Origin of the sequence: Clostridium sp. 7_2_43FAA, from assembly GCF_000158375.2 — a bacterium.
GTDB lineage: Bacteria > Bacillota > Clostridia > Clostridiales > Clostridiaceae > Clostridium > Clostridium tertium.
On the sequence record NZ_JH815222.1, the window covers coordinates 138,624 to 155,481 of the forward strand.

General features: G+C 29.4%; 16 protein-coding genes. All 16 read left to right on the top strand.

The features are described from left to right. Positions 1-41 precede the first annotated feature (41 nt). Entirely contained in the window at positions 42-1,493 is a 1,452-nt protein-coding gene (locus CSBG_RS02245; RefSeq protein WP_008676689.1) for an aminoacyl-histidine dipeptidase, read from the top strand. Positions 1,494-1,680: 187 nt separating this feature from the next. Then, on the top strand, positions 1,681-2,400 hold the full coding sequence (locus tag CSBG_RS02250) for a hypothetical protein (protein WP_008676691.1): 720 nt from the start codon (positions 1,681-1,683) through the stop codon (positions 2,398-2,400). Between the two features lie 242 nt (positions 2,401-2,642). Next, the gene (locus CSBG_RS02255; protein WP_008676693.1) at positions 2,643-3,209 is read left to right on the top strand and encodes a Maf-like protein; all 567 of its coding nucleotides are present in this window, start codon (positions 2,643-2,645) and stop codon (positions 3,207-3,209) included. Positions 3,210-3,265: 56 nt separating this feature from the next. Next, positions 3,266-3,955, top strand: coding sequence for a DNA repair protein RadC (radC, locus tag CSBG_RS02260; RefSeq protein WP_008676694.1), 690 nt, complete (start codon positions 3,266-3,268; stop codon positions 3,953-3,955). A 17-nt stretch (positions 3,956-3,972) separates the two neighbouring features. Next, positions 3,973-4,992, top strand: a complete 1,020-nt coding sequence (locus CSBG_RS02265) for a rod shape-determining protein (RefSeq protein WP_008676697.1) — start codon at positions 3,973-3,975, stop codon at positions 4,990-4,992. Then, positions 4,992-5,843 carry a rod shape-determining protein MreC gene (mreC, locus tag CSBG_RS02270; RefSeq protein WP_008676699.1) on the top strand — a complete coding sequence of 284 codons (852 nt, stop codon included), beginning with the start codon at positions 4,992-4,994 and terminating at the stop codon, positions 5,841-5,843. Before CSBG_RS02265 ends, mreC begins: the two co-directional genes overlap by 1 nt. Positions 5,844-5,853: 10 nt before the next feature. Then, the gene (mreD, locus tag CSBG_RS02275) at positions 5,854-6,345 is read left to right on the top strand and encodes a rod shape-determining protein MreD (protein ID WP_008676701.1); all 492 of its coding nucleotides are present in this window, start codon (positions 5,854-5,856) and stop codon (positions 6,343-6,345) included. Continuing rightward, on the top strand, positions 6,342-9,323 hold the full coding sequence (locus CSBG_RS02280) for a penicillin-binding transpeptidase domain-containing protein (protein WP_008676703.1): 2,982 nt from the start codon (positions 6,342-6,344) through the stop codon (positions 9,321-9,323). Before mreD ends, CSBG_RS02280 begins: the two co-directional genes overlap by 4 nt. A gap of 152 nt (positions 9,324-9,475) precedes the next feature. Further along, positions 9,476-10,117: a septum site-determining protein MinC gene (minC, locus tag CSBG_RS02285; RefSeq protein ID WP_008676705.1), complete on the top strand. Its 642-nt coding sequence runs from the start codon at positions 9,476-9,478 to the stop codon at positions 10,115-10,117. A gap of 18 nt (positions 10,118-10,135) precedes the next feature. Further along, positions 10,136-10,930 carry a septum site-determining protein MinD gene (gene minD / locus CSBG_RS02290; protein WP_008676707.1) on the top strand — a complete coding sequence of 265 codons (795 nt, stop codon included), beginning with the start codon at positions 10,136-10,138 and terminating at the stop codon, positions 10,928-10,930. A 15-nt stretch (positions 10,931-10,945) separates the two neighbouring features. Next, positions 10,946-11,206 carry a cell division topological specificity factor MinE gene (gene minE / locus CSBG_RS02295; RefSeq protein WP_008676710.1) on the top strand — a complete coding sequence of 87 codons (261 nt, stop codon included), beginning with the start codon at positions 10,946-10,948 and terminating at the stop codon, positions 11,204-11,206. 149 nt (positions 11,207-11,355) lie between these two features. Continuing rightward, the gene (gene rodA / locus CSBG_RS02300) at positions 11,356-12,483 is read left to right on the top strand and encodes a rod shape-determining protein RodA (protein WP_008676712.1); all 1,128 of its coding nucleotides are present in this window, start codon (positions 11,356-11,358) and stop codon (positions 12,481-12,483) included. 135 nt (positions 12,484-12,618) lie between these two features. Beyond that, positions 12,619-13,224: a hypothetical protein gene (locus CSBG_RS02305; RefSeq protein WP_008676714.1), complete on the top strand. Its 606-nt coding sequence runs from the start codon at positions 12,619-12,621 to the stop codon at positions 13,222-13,224. 85 nt (positions 13,225-13,309) lie between these two features. Then, on the top strand, positions 13,310-14,170 hold the full coding sequence (locus CSBG_RS02310; RefSeq protein WP_008676716.1) for a site-2 protease family protein: 861 nt from the start codon (positions 13,310-13,312) through the stop codon (positions 14,168-14,170). A gap of 143 nt (positions 14,171-14,313) precedes the next feature. Further along, entirely contained in the window at positions 14,314-16,167 is a 1,854-nt protein-coding gene (locus tag CSBG_RS02315) for a TIGR03960 family B12-binding radical SAM protein (RefSeq protein WP_008676717.1), read from the top strand. Beyond that, a complete protein-coding gene (locus tag CSBG_RS02320; RefSeq protein WP_035285581.1) occupies positions 16,151-16,852 on the top strand; it encodes a TIGR03936 family radical SAM-associated protein in 702 nt (233 codons plus the stop codon). Before CSBG_RS02315 ends, CSBG_RS02320 begins: the two co-directional genes overlap by 17 nt. Positions 16,853-16,858: the final 6 nt, after the last annotated feature.

Here is a 16,858-nt window from a genome sequence, read left to right on the forward strand (position 1 = left end):
TAATAATTCTAACATAATTTACTAAGAAGGGAGAAAAAAACATGAATATTTTACAAAATTTAGAACCAAAGAGCGTTTTTAAATACTTCGAAGAAATATCACAAATACCTAGAGGATCAGGAAATGAGAAGTCTATAAGTGATTATTTAGTTAGTGTAGCAAAAAAATTAAATTTAGAAGTAATACAAGATAAAGCATTAAATGTTATTATAAAGAAACCAGGAACAGAGGGATATGAAAATTCTGAAACAGTAATTCTTCAAGGTCATATGGATATGGTTTGTGAAAAAAATAAAGGAACAGATCATGATTTTCAAAAGGATCCATTAAAATTAAGAGTAGTAGATGATATGGTTTATGCAACTGATACTACTTTAGGAGCTGATAATGGTATTGCAGTTGCATATGCTTTAGCAATTCTTGAATCTACAGATATACCACATCCTCCAATAGAAGTTCTAATAACAACAGATGAAGAAACTGGTATGTCAGGTGCTATGGCAATTTCAAAAGAGCATATAAATGGGAAAATATTATTAAACTTAGATAATGAGGAAGAAGGGCATTTATTAGTAAGTTGTGCAGGTGGAATAAGAAGTAAACATACACTAAATGTTACTTTAGAAGATGCTGGTGATTACGATAATTTCTTACATATTGCTGTAAGAGGATTAAAGGGTGGTCACTCTGGAATGGAAATAAATAAAGAAAGAGGAAATTCTAATAAAATAATGGGTAGAATTTTAAAATCTTTATTATCTTTAGACTATAAATTAGTTTCAGTAAATGGTGGATCTAAAAATAATGCTATACCAAGAGAAGCTGATGCAATAATAGCATTAAAATCAGAAGGTGTAGCAAAAGCTAAGGAATTAATAAATAATTGGAATCCAATTTTATTAAATGAATTAAAGACACAAGACCCTGGCGTTAATATTAGTATTTTAGAAAATACAGAAAATGTAGAAAAAGTATTTACAAAAGAATCTACTGAAAAAACTGTGAATTTATTATACTTAATACCTAATGGAATAAACTCAAATAGCGTAGAAATAAAGAATTTAGTAGAAAGTTCAACTAATTTAGGAGTTGTTACTACTGAAGGTAATAAAGTGGAATTTGATAGTGCTATAAGAAGTTCAGTTGCATCATTAAAAGATGAAATAGTTTTAAGAAGTAAAACTATAGCAGAACTTATTGGAGCAGACTTTGAAACAACTGCAGGATATCCAGAATGGCAATATGATAATGAATCTAAGGTTAGAGGAATATGTCAAGATGTCTATAAGAGAATGTATGGAAAAGATGCAAAAATAGTTGCGATACATGCTGGAGTAGAATGTGGATTATTTAATGAAAAATTAGGGAAACTAGATATGATTAGTTTTGGACCAGATCTTTATGATGTTCATACACCACAAGAACATATGAGTATAACATCAGTAAAAAATGTTTGGGATTACCTATTAGAAGTATTAAAATCATTAAAATAAATTTATGAATAATTAAATAAATATGTAAATATAAATAGTTAGGCCGTTATTTTGCGGTCTAACTATTTTTTATTTAAAAATACTTAAGGATTTTTACCTTAATTTTTTATTAAAAAATAAGTTACATAATGAATATTATTAAATCTACTTGAATATATATTTAATATAAAAAGAGGGGGATGATAAAATGAAGTACACAAAATATCATTACAAAAAGAAAAATGAGGGGGCTAAGTTTTTGACTTCCTTAGTTATGACAACACTTGCAGCTGTAATTATAGGATTAATTGGAGCTTGGGTATTACTTAAGATTATTCCTGATATCAATAAAGGAAATGGGATAACACAAGAACCAGTAGTAAATGTAAATAATAATAGTAATACTGAAAATAATGGACAACAGGTTCAAGAACAAAAATTTGCATTTATACAATGTGGTTATTTTTCAAAAGAGGATAATGCTAAACAGGTATTAGCAAAAATAGAAAACGAATTTAACTCTTTTATGATTAAAGATGAAACAGGAAAATTTAAAGTACTAGCTGGTATAGCAAAAGAAGAAGATAGTTCAGAAATAACAGAAAAATTGAAAGCAAAGTCAATTGAAAATGCAAAAATAGGTGTATCATTAAATAAAAATGATGAAGTTCAAGGACAAATAGGAGCTATAACAGAAGGATATCTACAAATAATAAATACTGCAAGTGAAGATGAAGTGAAAGAAATAAATACTAGCGATTTTAAAAAATGGACAAAAGAATTAAGTGAAGTTAAAGAAGGTGATGGAGTAGATATTCTTAAGGAATATAAGACACATATAGAGGCATTACCAGAAACAATTAACAAGGAAAATATAGTATCAGAATTAGAGTATATCTATTCTATTTTAGTAAAATGGCAAAAATAAAAAATGTTATATGGATAAAAATAACAAAACTATTACAAATAAATAAAAATTAAATAAAGAAAGACAAAGCCACTTGTTTGAAGGCTTATATAATGATACACTATATAAGACATAAGATAGGGATAAATGGCTTTGTCTTTATATCTTTGCATTGCTAATTTAAGTATTTTAAAACTTAAATGATTAAACCATACCGTTTTGTCAATACTATAAAATATGTATAAAAATAGGATGTGATAGGGTTGAATTATGTTTTAGCGTCAGGCTCAGAAAGACGACAGGAACTATTACATAGAATAGTAGATGAATTTAACATAATAGTAAGTGACTTCGATGAAGATAAGATTTTATTTAAAGGAAATGTAGATGAATATGTAGTTGATTTAGCTAAGGGAAAGGCTCTTAGCGTTAAAGAGAGTCTAAAAGAAGAAGCTATAATAATTGCAGGAGACACAGTAGTAGTTTTAGATGATAAAATCTTAGGAAAACCTAATAATGAAGAAGATGCATACAACATGTTAAAACAACTTAGTGGAAGAACTCATAGAGTTTATTCTGGATTAGTAGTAATAAACATGTACAATAATAAAATTGAGCAAGAATCTCTTTATACGGAAGTTAAATTTTCTAATTTAACCGAAGAGGAGATAGAAAGTTACATAAAGACTGGAGAACCGCTTGATAAAGCAGGGGCTTATGGAATACAAGGGTATGGTGGAGCGTTTATAGAAGGTATTAATGGGTGCTATTACAATGTAGTAGGATTACCGTTAAATCTTTTGAATAAAATGCTTAGAAAGGTTAAATAATAGGGATTTAGGGTATATTTATTAATAAAACTATTATTATTTTAAGGAGTATTTATATGAATAATAGTATAAAAGTTATAGATATACCAAAGGAAGAAAGACCTATAGAAAAATTGCTTATAAACGGACCTGAAATACTAAGTAATGCAGAGCTTCTTGCTGTGATTTTAAGAACAGGAACAAGAGGGGAAAATGTAATTTCTTTAAGCACAAGAATACTTTCAGAGTTTGATGGACTTAATGGTTTATTGGATATAGGTATTAGTGAAATTACTAGTATAAAAGGAATAAAAAATATAAAAGCAAGTCAAATATTAGCTATAGGAGAGCTCTTTAGACGATTTAATTCATTAAATCTAATAAGAGAAGGTAATAGTATATCTTCTCCAAGAGATATAGCAAAGCTTTTAATAAATGAGATGATGAGTTTAAAGCAAGAAATATTGAAGTTAATAATGTTAGATACAAAGAATAATATTATAGGTATCAAGGATGTTTTCAAGGGAAGCCTTAATACATCTATAGTGCATCCAAGAGAAATATTTAAAGAAGCTCTTAAAAAAAGCAGCTCAAGTATAATTATTTGTCATAATCATCCGTCAGGAGATCCTACACCAAGTAAAGAGGATATAAATATTACATTAAGATTGAAGGAATGTAGTAAAATAATAGGGGTAGATTTATTGGATCACTTAATAATTGGAAAAGGTAAGTTTGTAAGTTTAAAAGAAAAAGGAATAATTTAAGCGAAAGGGGAATTCATATGGGATTTTTCAGTAGTAATAAGGATATGGGAATAGATTTAGGAACAGCAAATACGCTTGTTTTTGTTAAAGGTAAAGGTATAGTTTTAAGTGAACCTTCAGTTGTAGCTATTAATAGTACAACAAGAAAACCTTTGGCTGTAGGTGCTGAAGCTAAACTTATGATAGGAAGAACACCTGGAAATATAGTAGCTATCAGACCATTAAAAGATGGTGTTATAGCAGATTTTGATGTAGCACAAACAATGTTGAAAAAATTAATAGAAAAAGTAACTAGTAAAAGTGCATTTACTAGCCCAAGAATTATAGTTTGTTACCCTTCAGGTGTAACAGAAGTTGAAAGAAGAGCTATAGAAGAAGCAGCTAAGTTTGCTGGAGCAAGAGATGTTGTATTAATGGAAGAACCTATGGCAGCTGCTATTGGAGCAGGTCTTCCAGTTGGAGAGCCAACAGGAAGTATGATAGTTGATATCGGAGGCGGTACAACAGAAGTTGCTATAATTTCATTAGGAGGAATAGTAACAAGTAAGTCATTAAGAGTTGCTGGGGATGAATTAGACCAAGCAATAATGGCATATATTAAGAAAGAATTTAACTTAATGATAGGGGAAAGAACAGCAGAGCAAGTTAAGATGGAACTTGGTTCAGCATATAAGACTGAAGATGAAGAAATGAGTATGGAAATCAAGGGTAGAGATATGATTACTGGATTGCCAAAAACAGTTACAGTTACAGATACTCAAATTAGAGATGCATTAAAAGAACCTGTATATGCTATCATAGAGTCAATAAAGACAACTTTAGAAAAGACACCACCTGAATTAGCAGCAGATATAATGGAAAAAGGAATAATGTTAGCTGGTGGAGGAGCTCTACTAAGAGGGTTAGATGAATTAATTAACCACGAAACAAATATGCCTGTTCACATAGCAGAATCACCACTTGATTGTGTTGTTTTAGGAGCAGGTAAGGCATTAGATAACTTTGATGAATTAAGTAAGAGTCAAAGAGGTCAATAATGAAGCTTCTAAAAAATAAACTGGCAGTTACTATAATAGTGCTGTCAGTTGCCTTTTTAGGCATAATTATTTATACAATGAATAATGAACAAAAAGGTATTGTTTCGAGTGGTGTAGGTAGTGCTGTTAATCCTCTTCAGAAGGTAGTTTACTCAATAAATGATAAAATAAAAGGAACATTAGATTTTTTCTTGAATTTTTCAAAGATAAAAGAAGAAAACGAAGAATTAACTAAAGAAAATATAGATTTAGAAAATAAGTTATTAGAATACGACAAGTTAAAAGAAGAAAATGATAGACTTAGAGAAGTTTTAAATTTTAAAAATTCAAAGAATAATTATGATTACTTAGGTTGTGAAATAATCGGGTATAGTGGAGAAAGTTTTTCAAGTGGATATGTGATTGATAAAGGTGAAAATGATGGCTTAAAAAAAGACATGATTGTAATTTCAAACAAAGGTCTCGTGGGACAGGTCACCAGTACTGGATCTAATTGGGCAATAGTACAAAGTTTGATAAATGAAAATATTGCAGTTTCAGTAATGGTAAATAGTACAAGAGAAACAACTGGAATATTAAAAGGATATGTAACTCATAGTAATCAAAATTTAACTAAAGTTACTAATTTACCAATAGATTCAGCAATAAAAGAAGGTGATGTAATAGTTACATCAGGCCTTGGACAAATTTATCCTAAGGAAGTTAGAATTGGTGAAGTTGTATCTGTAGAAACAGATGAAGTTAAGGTAATGAAAACAGCTATAGTTAAGCCTTTTGTTGATTTTAATAAGCTAGAAGAACTTTTTGTAGTTATTCCTAAGGAAACAAGAGAAGTAAAATATGATAATTAGAGGTTAATATATGAAAAAGTGGGTTTTAATTTTAATATCATTAGTACTTTTAATACTAGATAATTCTCTTATACCTTTTTTGGCTATAAAAGGTGCTTACCCAAGTTTACTTTTTGTTTTTGCAATAGCGTATTCTATAATAAATGGAAGGTCAGAAGCTGTTGTTATTGGGGTTATATCTGGACTAATGCAAGATATATTTTTCTATAATGGCTTTGGTATCAATGCATTAATAAATATGCTCATATGTTTAATAGCTGCAATTATAGGTGAAAATATTTATAGGGAAAAGAAGCTTATACCAGTAATATCGGTTATATTATTATATTTATTAAAGATATTAGCAGTGTTTACAATATTTAAACTTATGGGAAGATCTATAAATATACAAGTTGGAATGTTTACTGCTTTATATAGTTCAGTAGTAATGTTTTTAGGGTATGATTTTGTTTTAAGGATTTATAATATTGAATATAAGAAAAGGTCATGGAGGTTTAAATGATAGTAAATAAACCGAAAAAGAAAAAGAAGATTTCAAGATATACTGTTCTAAATATTATAATGCTAGCACTTTTTACTATGATAATGGCAAAACTCTTATATATTCAAGTTTATAAACATGAAGATTATAAAGAAAAGGCAGATATAAGTTCTACAAGATTTATATCAGAAAAAGCGCCAAGAGGAAAGATATATGATAGTGAAGGAAATGTTTTAGCAACTAATATTCAAACATATACATTAACATATACTAAACCAAATGATGAAAAAGAAAATTTCTATGAAACTATGGATAAAGTATTTAAAATATTATCTGAAAATGGGGAGAAATTTCAAGATGATTTAATGCTTAAGATAGATAGTAGTGGAAAATTCTATTTTGATTTTAAGACTGATGATGCAGATACAAAAAAAATAGTAGAAGTTAGATTTAAAAGAGATAGAGGATTAAATGAAGCTATAGAGAAAAAGCTTTTTAAAGATAAGGAATCTGATTATACAGATGAAGAAATTGCTAAGGTAGATAGTGAACTCTTAAAGTTATCACCAGAGGAAACTTTTTATGAATTAGTTAAGGTTTATAATATGCAAGAGCTTACAAATCCATCACCTGTTAAAGAAGACGGAGAAAGTGACAAGGCTTATGAAGCAAGAGTTGAGGCGTATGATAATAAGATGGAAGCTTATGATGATATGTCTGGTAAGGAAATATTAGACGAGCTTTTAGCAACATATTCAATTAACGATATAAGAAATTATATAGTAATAAAAGATGCTGTAAAAATGCAAAGTTTTAAGGGTTATAGAGCAGTTACTATTGCTTCAAATATAAAGCAAGAAACTGCATTTATAATATATCAAAAGTTAAATGATTTAGCAGGTATAGATGTAAGTATAGAACCTGTAAGATATTATCCATATAGTAATTTAGCTTCTGGTGCATTAGGATATTTATCTTCAATAGATTCGTCTAAGGAAACAAATTATGAATTAAGAGGATATGATGCATCTTCTGATTTAATTGGTGTAGCAGGAATAGAAGCTGCTTTTGAAGGTCAGTTAAAGGGAACTAAAGGAGGAACAACTGTTAAAGTTAATTCAAAAGGAAGAGTGACAGAAGAGTTATTTAAATTAGATTCATATCCTGGAAATAATGTTCATTTAACAATAAATAAGGATGTTCAATATGCTGCAGAGCAAGCTATGAAAGATACGTTAGAAAGAATAAGGACTCAAGAAGGTCAGCCTAATGCAACAAGGGGAGCAGTAGTTGCTATTGAAGTCAATACAGGAAGAGTAATTGCAATGGTTAGTTATCCAGATTATGATCCTAATATTTTTTCTATACCAGGACGCTTAACGGAAGATTTATCAAAGCAATATTTTAGTCCGGATATAGATAGTTTTGCTAAGGAATATATACAAAGAACTGGAGCAACGGGAAATATAGATGAGCTATTTCCTATAGATGAGAATACAGGAAAAAGAACTGATGATATAGATGCATATCCAAAGAGTTTCTTTAATTATGCAACTCAAGGGTTATTACCACCAGGATCTACCTTTAAGCCGTTAACAGTTATCGCTGGTTTGATGGATGGAGTAGTTAGCCCAACAGAGTCAATGGATGACTATGGTGGAGTTTGGACTAAGGATGATTTGAAAGGATTTACACTTCAAAATTTCCAAGGATCTGCAAATGGACCAACAGATGCAAGAAAAGCCTTAGAAGTATCATCAAACTTATACTTTTATGAGCTTGGATATAGATTATGGAAAAATAATGGAGCTGATATAGAAGCTTTAGATTCATTGGCTAAATATGGATATAAGTTTGGGCTGGGAATAGATCCATTATCACCTCAGGCTAAAAATCCTAAAACAGGAATAGAAATTGAAGAAAATTTTGGTCAAATATATAATTTTAATTACAGAAAAGAGAGTATAGTGAATGCACCTTTATATGAATTAGTAGAAGCGTTAGCTGTAGGGAAATATTATAATTATACTTTCATTCCATTAAATATAAGTAAGAATGATGATGATACAGATGAGTTAAAAGCAGCAAAAGAAGATTTAAAGTCCAAGATAAGTGATACATTATCTAAAGTAGGAACAGATGAAGAGATATCGGATAATACGAAATTTGCTGAAAGCATAGTAGACAATGTGAAAAAGATAATGGATTTATCACCACAGTATCAAAATGAAATTAAATCAAGGAAATCTAGTGGAGGAAATATAGATGTTAATGATCAAGCAGCTGTAATAGCAGATGCAATTGCATATTATACGATAAATAACGCAGCTATACAAATTACTACTCCGGGACAAATAATATCAAGTGCTATTGGGCAGGGGATGAATTTATTTACTCCGATACAGATGGCTAATTATGTAGCTACACTTGGAAGTGGAGGAACAAGATATAAAGTTACAATGGTAGATAAAATAACTTCTCCAACAGGTGAAATAATTAAAGAATTTAAGCCTGAAATAGTGGATCAATTAGATATTCCAGATGAATATTTACAAACTGTAAAGGATGGTATGTATAGAGTTAATAATAATCCAGCAAATGGTGTTGCATATCAAAGCTTTTCTAATTTTCCTATAAAAGTTGGAGGTAAAACTGGTACAGCAGACTTCAATACTGATGAACGATATAAGGAAATAGGAAGGAAACCATATGGTAATTATATTAGTATGGCGCCTTTAGATAATCCACAAATAGCTATTTTTTCTACTATTTATGATGGAAATAAAGGAAGTTCTGGTGCTAGTATTCATAAAGCTATATACGAAGCTTTCTTTAAGGAGGAATTATTGAAACTTGATCCTTCATATGCTTCTAAGTCAGAATCATTTAGAAAGTACGTTTTAGAATCACCTCTTAAGGATAATAAAAATGATAGTATAAAGCTAGATAATAGCTCAACAAATACTACTAATAATAGTACTAGTACAAATAATCAATAACCAATAAAAACCATGTTTTTGCATGGTTTTTTTTATTTTATTATAAATTATGTAAATTATTATTGTTAAGTGATATAATATAATTGTATAATTATAAATATGTAATAGGATTTATAATTACTGAAGCTTTAATTATTGGTGGAGGGTGACCAATGAATGACGATAGAATTCAAATAAAAGGTACAAAAGAAGGTATCAATGCAACTATTGATATGGAGAGATTTAGTGACTTTGATGAAATGTTAGAAGTGTTAATAGATAAGCTAACAGCAGGGAAAGGATTTTACAAAGGAGCATCTCTTAAAATTGCAGCTAATTTAAAGAATGTAAATGAAAATGATATTTTAAGACTAAAAGATGTTTTGTTTGAAAAAATACAAATCAAAGAATGTTTTTTTGAAGAAGTTAAACGAGAAGAGCAAAAAGAAAGTAAAATTTTTAGTGGCGTATATGAAGGAAAAACTAAATTTATAAAGAAAACAATAAGAGGCGGACAATTAGTAAGGTATCATGGGAATATTGTTATAATAGGTGATATAAATAATGGAGCTGAGGTTTATGCAGGGGGAAATATAATTGTTTTAGGAACGATTAAAGGACAAGTGCATGCTGGAGTAGGTGGTAATAAAAAAGCTATAATTTCTGCTTTTAGCCTTCAACCAGAAATACTCCAAATAGCGGAGATAGTTACTATAGCGCCAGAAGATGGTATAAAGCCATCATATCCGGAACTAGCAAAGATTAAAGACGATATTATCGTGGTAGAGCCATATTTACCAAAGAAATATATATAGCGTTGGAGGGAGAAAAAAATGGGAGTTTCTATAGTTATTACATCAGGTAAGGGTGGAGTTGGAAAAACAACAACAACAGCTAATATTGGTACTGCTTTAGCTGCATTAAATAAGAGAGTTGTAGTTGTGGATGGTGACACTGGTCTTAGAAATTTAGATGTTTTAATGGGGCTTGAAAATAGGATAGTTTATACAATAACAGATGTTATAGAAAATAGATGTAGACTTAAGCAAGCTTTAATTAAGGATAAAAGATATCAAAATTTATGTTTATTACCAACAGCTCAAACTAAAGACAAAGATGATATAAGACCACAGGATATGTTAAAATTAATTAATGAATTGAAAGAAGATTTTGACTATGTATTAATTGATTGTCCAGCAGGAATAGAACAAGGCTTTGAAAATTCAGTTGTTGGAGCTGATAGAGCTGTAGTTGTAGTTAATCCAGAAATAACTTCAGTAAGGGATGCTGATAGGGTTATTGGTAAATTGGATGCTAAAGGACTGGATGATCATGCAGTAATAATCAACAGATTAAATTATGAAATGACTCAAAGAGGAGATATGTTAGATGTTTCAGATATAATTGAAACTTTATCAATAGAACTATTGGGTGTAGTTCCTGATGATAAAAACATAACTGTTTCAACTAATAAAGGGGAGCCTATAGTTCTTGACGATAAATCAATATCTGGACAAGCTTTTAAAAATATAGCTAGAAGAATAACTGGAGAAGAAGTACCTCTTTTAGATTTAAAAACAGGGGGAGAAGGCTTCTTTGCATCAATAAAAAGATTATTTAAGCGTTAGTAGGGGGAATGAGAGGTGGAATTTTTAAGAAAACTTTCAAGTAGACCAACACCTAAAGAGGTGGCAAAAGATAGACTAAAACTAATATTAATACATGATAGAGGGGATTTACCTCATGAAACCCTTGAAAAAATAAGAATGGAAATATTAGAAGTACTATCTAAGTATATAGAAATAGATTCTGAAGATGTAGAAATAGCTGTAAGCAAAACTGAAAATGTTGAAGGAAATAATCCGGCTTTAGTAGCTAATATTCCAATAAAGAACATAAAATAACCATGAGAGGAAAAGTGGAGATACTTTTTCTCTTTTTTAATTAAATTTAATTAATATTTTCTTAAATTTTAATTATTATTTCAATTAATATGGAGAAAGTATTAGTTTTTGGATATAATAATTCTTAGGTTGAAAGATGGAGGTGAAATATGTTATCGAAATTTAAAATAGACTTTAAAAAGTTAAAAGAAATAGATAAAGTGATGTTATTTTCAATGATAGCTTTAATGATATTTGGAATAATTAATATATATTTAGCTAGTTCAGCTGAATATGGGACATTATTCTTAAAGAGGCAATCATTATGGTTTATTGTTTGTTTAGTAGCTTTATATTTTGTTGTAGCAATTGACTATACATTATTAAAGTCATATACTCCCCTTTTTTATTGGGGATCTATACTTTTGCTTATAGTTACTATATTTATAGGAACTGATATTAATGGAGCAAGAGGATGGATAAGACTTGGACCATTATCCTTTCAACCATCAGAATTAGCTAAAATGGCTACTATAATGATGCTAGGTAAGACATTAGAGGAAATGAATGGAACAATAAATGAGTGGAAAAACTTTTTAACAATGGCTTTTTATGCGATAGTTCCAGCGGTATTTATAGTTATACAGCCAGATATGGGAATGACTATGGTTTTATTCTTTATAGTTGTAGGAATATTTTTTATTGGTGGACTTGATTTGAAAATTATTGGTGGGGGGCTTTTATCATTACTCTTAGTTGTTATAATAGTTTGGAATTCAGGAGTAATACAGCCTTATCAAAAGAAAAGAATAACTTCATTTATGAATCCGGAATCAGATACATCCGAATCGGGCTATCAGCTTAGACAATCGCTTATTAGTATAGGTAATGGGGGAGCTTTTGGATTAAAAGGCTCAGCTACGAAAGATAAAACTGTAGGATATGCAGCTCAATATGTGCCAGAAGTTCAAACTGACTTCATATTTGCGAGTATAGGTGAACAATGGGGACTAGCAGGCGCAGCATTTTTACTGCTGTTATATGGATTGCTCATTTCAAAAATGATAGCAATAGGAAGAACGGCTAAAGATACTTTTGGTTCAATAATTTGTGTAGGGCTTGTTGCATATTTCTTATTTGCATTGCTGCAGAATATAGGTATGACTATAGGACTTATGCCTATTACAGGTATAACATTGCCTTTGCTTAGTTATGGAGGAACTTCATTACTTACAACTGTAATGTCAATAGGATTGGTCTTAAATGTAGGAATGAGAAGGAAAAAAATATACTTTTAATAATACTGAAAGCTATAGAAGGTTATAAATCTTCTATAGCTTTTTTTATTTTAGGGATTCAAAATATATTGTAGGTAGCATAAATCATTATAATTAAAAATATAAATACAATATTAAGAGATAGGAGTGAGGTGTATGGAGAGGTATAGAGAGGAGTATAAGGAATATTACGATAGAATAAGAAAAAAAGTAAAAGCAAAAACTGATAAGAAAGAAAAAGTGATTAATACAAGGGATGATATATATCCTAATATAAGAAATGTCCATAACTTTAGTTATCAAAGAGGGAGTTATGGAGCTAGAGTACCTAAAAAAAGTATGGGATATATAGATAAGTTTATCCTTAGATTAATATGTACCTTTTTATTATTTTTAGGGGCTTTTACATTAAAAACAATACCAAACAGTGATGCGAAAAAGCTCTATAATATATGCAAGACCACAGTAGGTGCTAATTTTAATTATGAAAATGTATTATTAGGTATGGATAAGATGGGAATTGATTATAAAAGTGTACTTAATGTTATAGAAGAAAAATATACTGATGTAATGGGAGAAATAAAAAATTTAGATAATGGCATTCCGAGTTTTAAAGAAGAAGGGATAAAAACAAATGTAGATGAATCGATAAATAGCAATGAGTCATCAAAGGGTGAGGGATTGTCTGACGTACAAGATAAATATAGTATAAATGAAGAACAAAGTAAGTCAACTGAAGATATCAAAACAAACGATTTATAAATATCAAGTATGATTTTAAATTATTAAGACGTTAGAAGTAGAAGGTGATTTATATAGAGATGTAGCAATTTTTAGGGAGATATAAATGAAGAGAGAGACAAAAAAAATATTGGCAGAAATAATATTAATAGTTTTAGTTTGTAGCTATAATAAAATGTTTATATTTGCGTTAATATGGGTATTTTTACATGAGATAACGCATATACTAGTTGCATTAAAATTTGGTTGTAAGTTTTATAATATAGAGTTTCATATATTTGGAATGAAGGCAGAACTTATAGATATAGATAGTTTAAAGGAAAATCAAAAAATTATAGTTTATCTATCGGGAGCTTTATTAAATATAGTTCTTGCGATATTTTTCTATATTATAAATATTAAATATGATTCTAGTTTTATAGAAACTAGTATGAATTTAAACATAGGATTAGCTGTATTTAATTTATTACCTGCATATCCATTGGATGGATCAAGAATATTAGAAGTTATTTTATCAAAGAAAATGTTATTTAAAAAAGCTCAAAAGATAATTAGTATAGTTAGTTTTTCAATAGCAGCCTTATTTATTATAATATCAGCTATTATTTATATATTTCTACATAGTCTAAATTTAAGTATGATTATAGGTGCAATAATAATAATATATATTACTAGAATGGAAGAGCATACTACAATGTATATAACTATGAGTAACGTAGTTAAAAAAAGAAATAAACTTTTAAAAAATAAGTATATAGAAAATAAATCCATATCAGTATATTACAAGCAGGGACTTGTTAATGTATTAGCTTTAGTTGATAGAAACAAATTTAATATATTTTATATTTTAGATGATGATATGAAGCTTATTTATATATTAAATGAAGATGAGCTAATTGATGCATTAAAAGTTTATGGAAATATGACTTTGGAGGAGTATATAAAACGGAAATTAATTATATCTTAAAATGGGATAAATTTATAATCTGTATATAGTGAGTAATAGATTTACTTTTTAGAGGTATATATGCTAGAATAGAAAAGATATAAAGGAAGTATAGAGATATACTTCTTTTTTAATGGATTATTCTCACTTTAGGAGGAAAGATTATGAAGAAAATTACAGACCATATTTTACATAAGGTTGAAAAGCCATCAAGATATGTTGGCGGTGAGTTGAATCAAGTAGTTAAGAACCCAAAAGATGTTGATATAAGATTTGCGTTTTGTTTCCCAGATGTATATGAAGTAGGGATGTCTCATTTAGGAACAAGAATACTCTATCATACAATAAATGAAAGAAAAGATACATATTGTGAAAGAGTATTTGCACCATGGCCAGATATGGAAGCTGAGCTTAGAAAAAATGAAATACCACTAATGACATTAGAAACAAAAGATGCTCTTACTGAATTTGATATATTAGGATTTACACTTCAATACGAAATGAGTTATACAAATATACTAAATATGCTAGATATGGCTGGTATCACAATTAGAGCTTCACAAAGAGGAGAAGATGAACCAATAATCATGGCAGGGGGACCTTGTGCATACAATCCAGAACCTTTATATGACATAGTAGACTTCTTTGAAATTGGTGAAGGCGAAGAGATTATGAATGAAGTTCTTGATGTGTATAGTAAGTACAAGGGTAAAGGACAAAAGAAAGAATTTTTAAGAGAAATATCAAAAATTCAAGGTGTTTATGTTCCTTCTTTATATGATGTTACATACAAGGAAGATGGAACTATAAAAGAATTTAAGCCGAAGTTCGATGATGTCCCAGCTAGAGTTAAAAAGAGAATAGTTAATAATTTTGATAAAGTAGATTTTCCATTAGATATGATAGTTCCATATTCAGAAATAGTACATGATAGAGTAGTTTTAGAAACTTCAAGAGGATGCACAAATGGATGTAGATTCTGTCAAGCGGGTATGATCTATAGACCTGTTAGAGAAAAAACTACTAATACATTATTAGATCAAGCAAGAAAAATGATAGATGCAAGTGGATATCAAGAAGTTTCTTTAGCATCATTAAGTATTTGTGATTATTCAGATATACAAAATCTTGTAAGTAGCTTAATTTTAGAGCATGGTGATAAAAATGTAGGGGTAGCTCTTCCATCTATAAGAGTAGATGCTTTTTCTGTTGATTTAATAAAAGAAATACAAAAGGTTAGAAAGACAGGTTTAACTTTTGCACCAGAGGCTGGATCTCAAAGAATGAGAGATATTATAAATAAAGGACTTACAGAAGAGAGAATATTAGAAGCAACTAAAAATGCTTTTGAATCAGGTTGGAGTACTATTAAGCTTTACTTTATAGTAGGACTTCCTTATGAAGAAATAGAGGATGCAGCTGGAATAGGTGAACTTGCAGAAAAGATGGCTGCTGTTTACTATGGAATTCCAAAGGAAAAAAGAGCAAAGGGATTAAAGATTACTGTAAGTACATCAATACTTGTACCAAAACCATTTACTCCATTCCAATGGGCTCCTATGGCTAGACCAGATGAAGTTTGGCAAAAGATTGATGCAGTAAAAGGTGCAATAAAATCAAGAGCTATAAATTATAACTACCACGAACAAAAAACTTCATTTATGGAAGCTGTTTTTGCAAGAGGAGATAGAAGAACTTGTGATCTTTTAGTTAAGGCTTTTGAAAAGGGAGCTAAATTTGATGGATGGTCAGAGTACTTTAATTATGATATATGGATGGAAGCAATGAAGGAATGCAATATAGATGAAGATTTCTACGTATATAGAGATAGAAGTTATGATGAAATACTTCCATGGGACTTTATAGATATTGGAGTAAACAGAAAGTATCTAGAAGTTGAAAATGAAAAAGCAAAAAAAGCAGAACTTACACAAAACTGTAGAAAAGGATGTACAGGTTGTGGAGTAAATGTAAACTTTAAAGAAGGGAAGTGTTTTGAAGGTGCGTTATGTAATTAAGTTTACTAAAGAATCTAGTGTTAAATTTATATCCCATTTAGATTTGATGAGAACAATACAAAGAGTAATAAGAAGAGCTGATCTTCCAATGGAGTATTCAAAGGGATTTAATCCACATATGGCATTATCCATAGCACAACCTTTATCTGTTGGAGTTTATTCTGATGCTGAATATATGGATATAGTTTTAGTTGAAGAATTAGAAGAAAAAGAAATAATAGATAGATTAAATGCTAAGACAGCATCTGGAATTAAGTTTTTAAATGCTAGAAAAGTTATAACTAAAGAGGGTGAAAAAAAATTACCTCAAACTATGGCTTTAGTAGATGCAGCTAGATTCACTATAAAGATGCTTTGCTTCGACTCAAATTTAGTTGAAAGTAAAATTAAAGAGCTTATTAGCAATCCAGAATGGAATACTATAAAGAAAAGCAAAAAAGGTGAAAAAGAAGTAAATCTAAAGACTATGATAAAAGAAATGAAGCATTGGATAAATAATGATGAGTTAATTTTAAATGTATTAATATCATCAGGGAGTAGAGAACACTTATCACCAGATTTAGTGGCACAATATATAAAGAGTAATATTCCAGAAATAGTGGAAGATGCTTTTGTAGATATAAAGAGAGAAGAAATGTATGTATTGAAAGATAATAAGTACATACCGATATATAAATGTATTTAGGGAAGT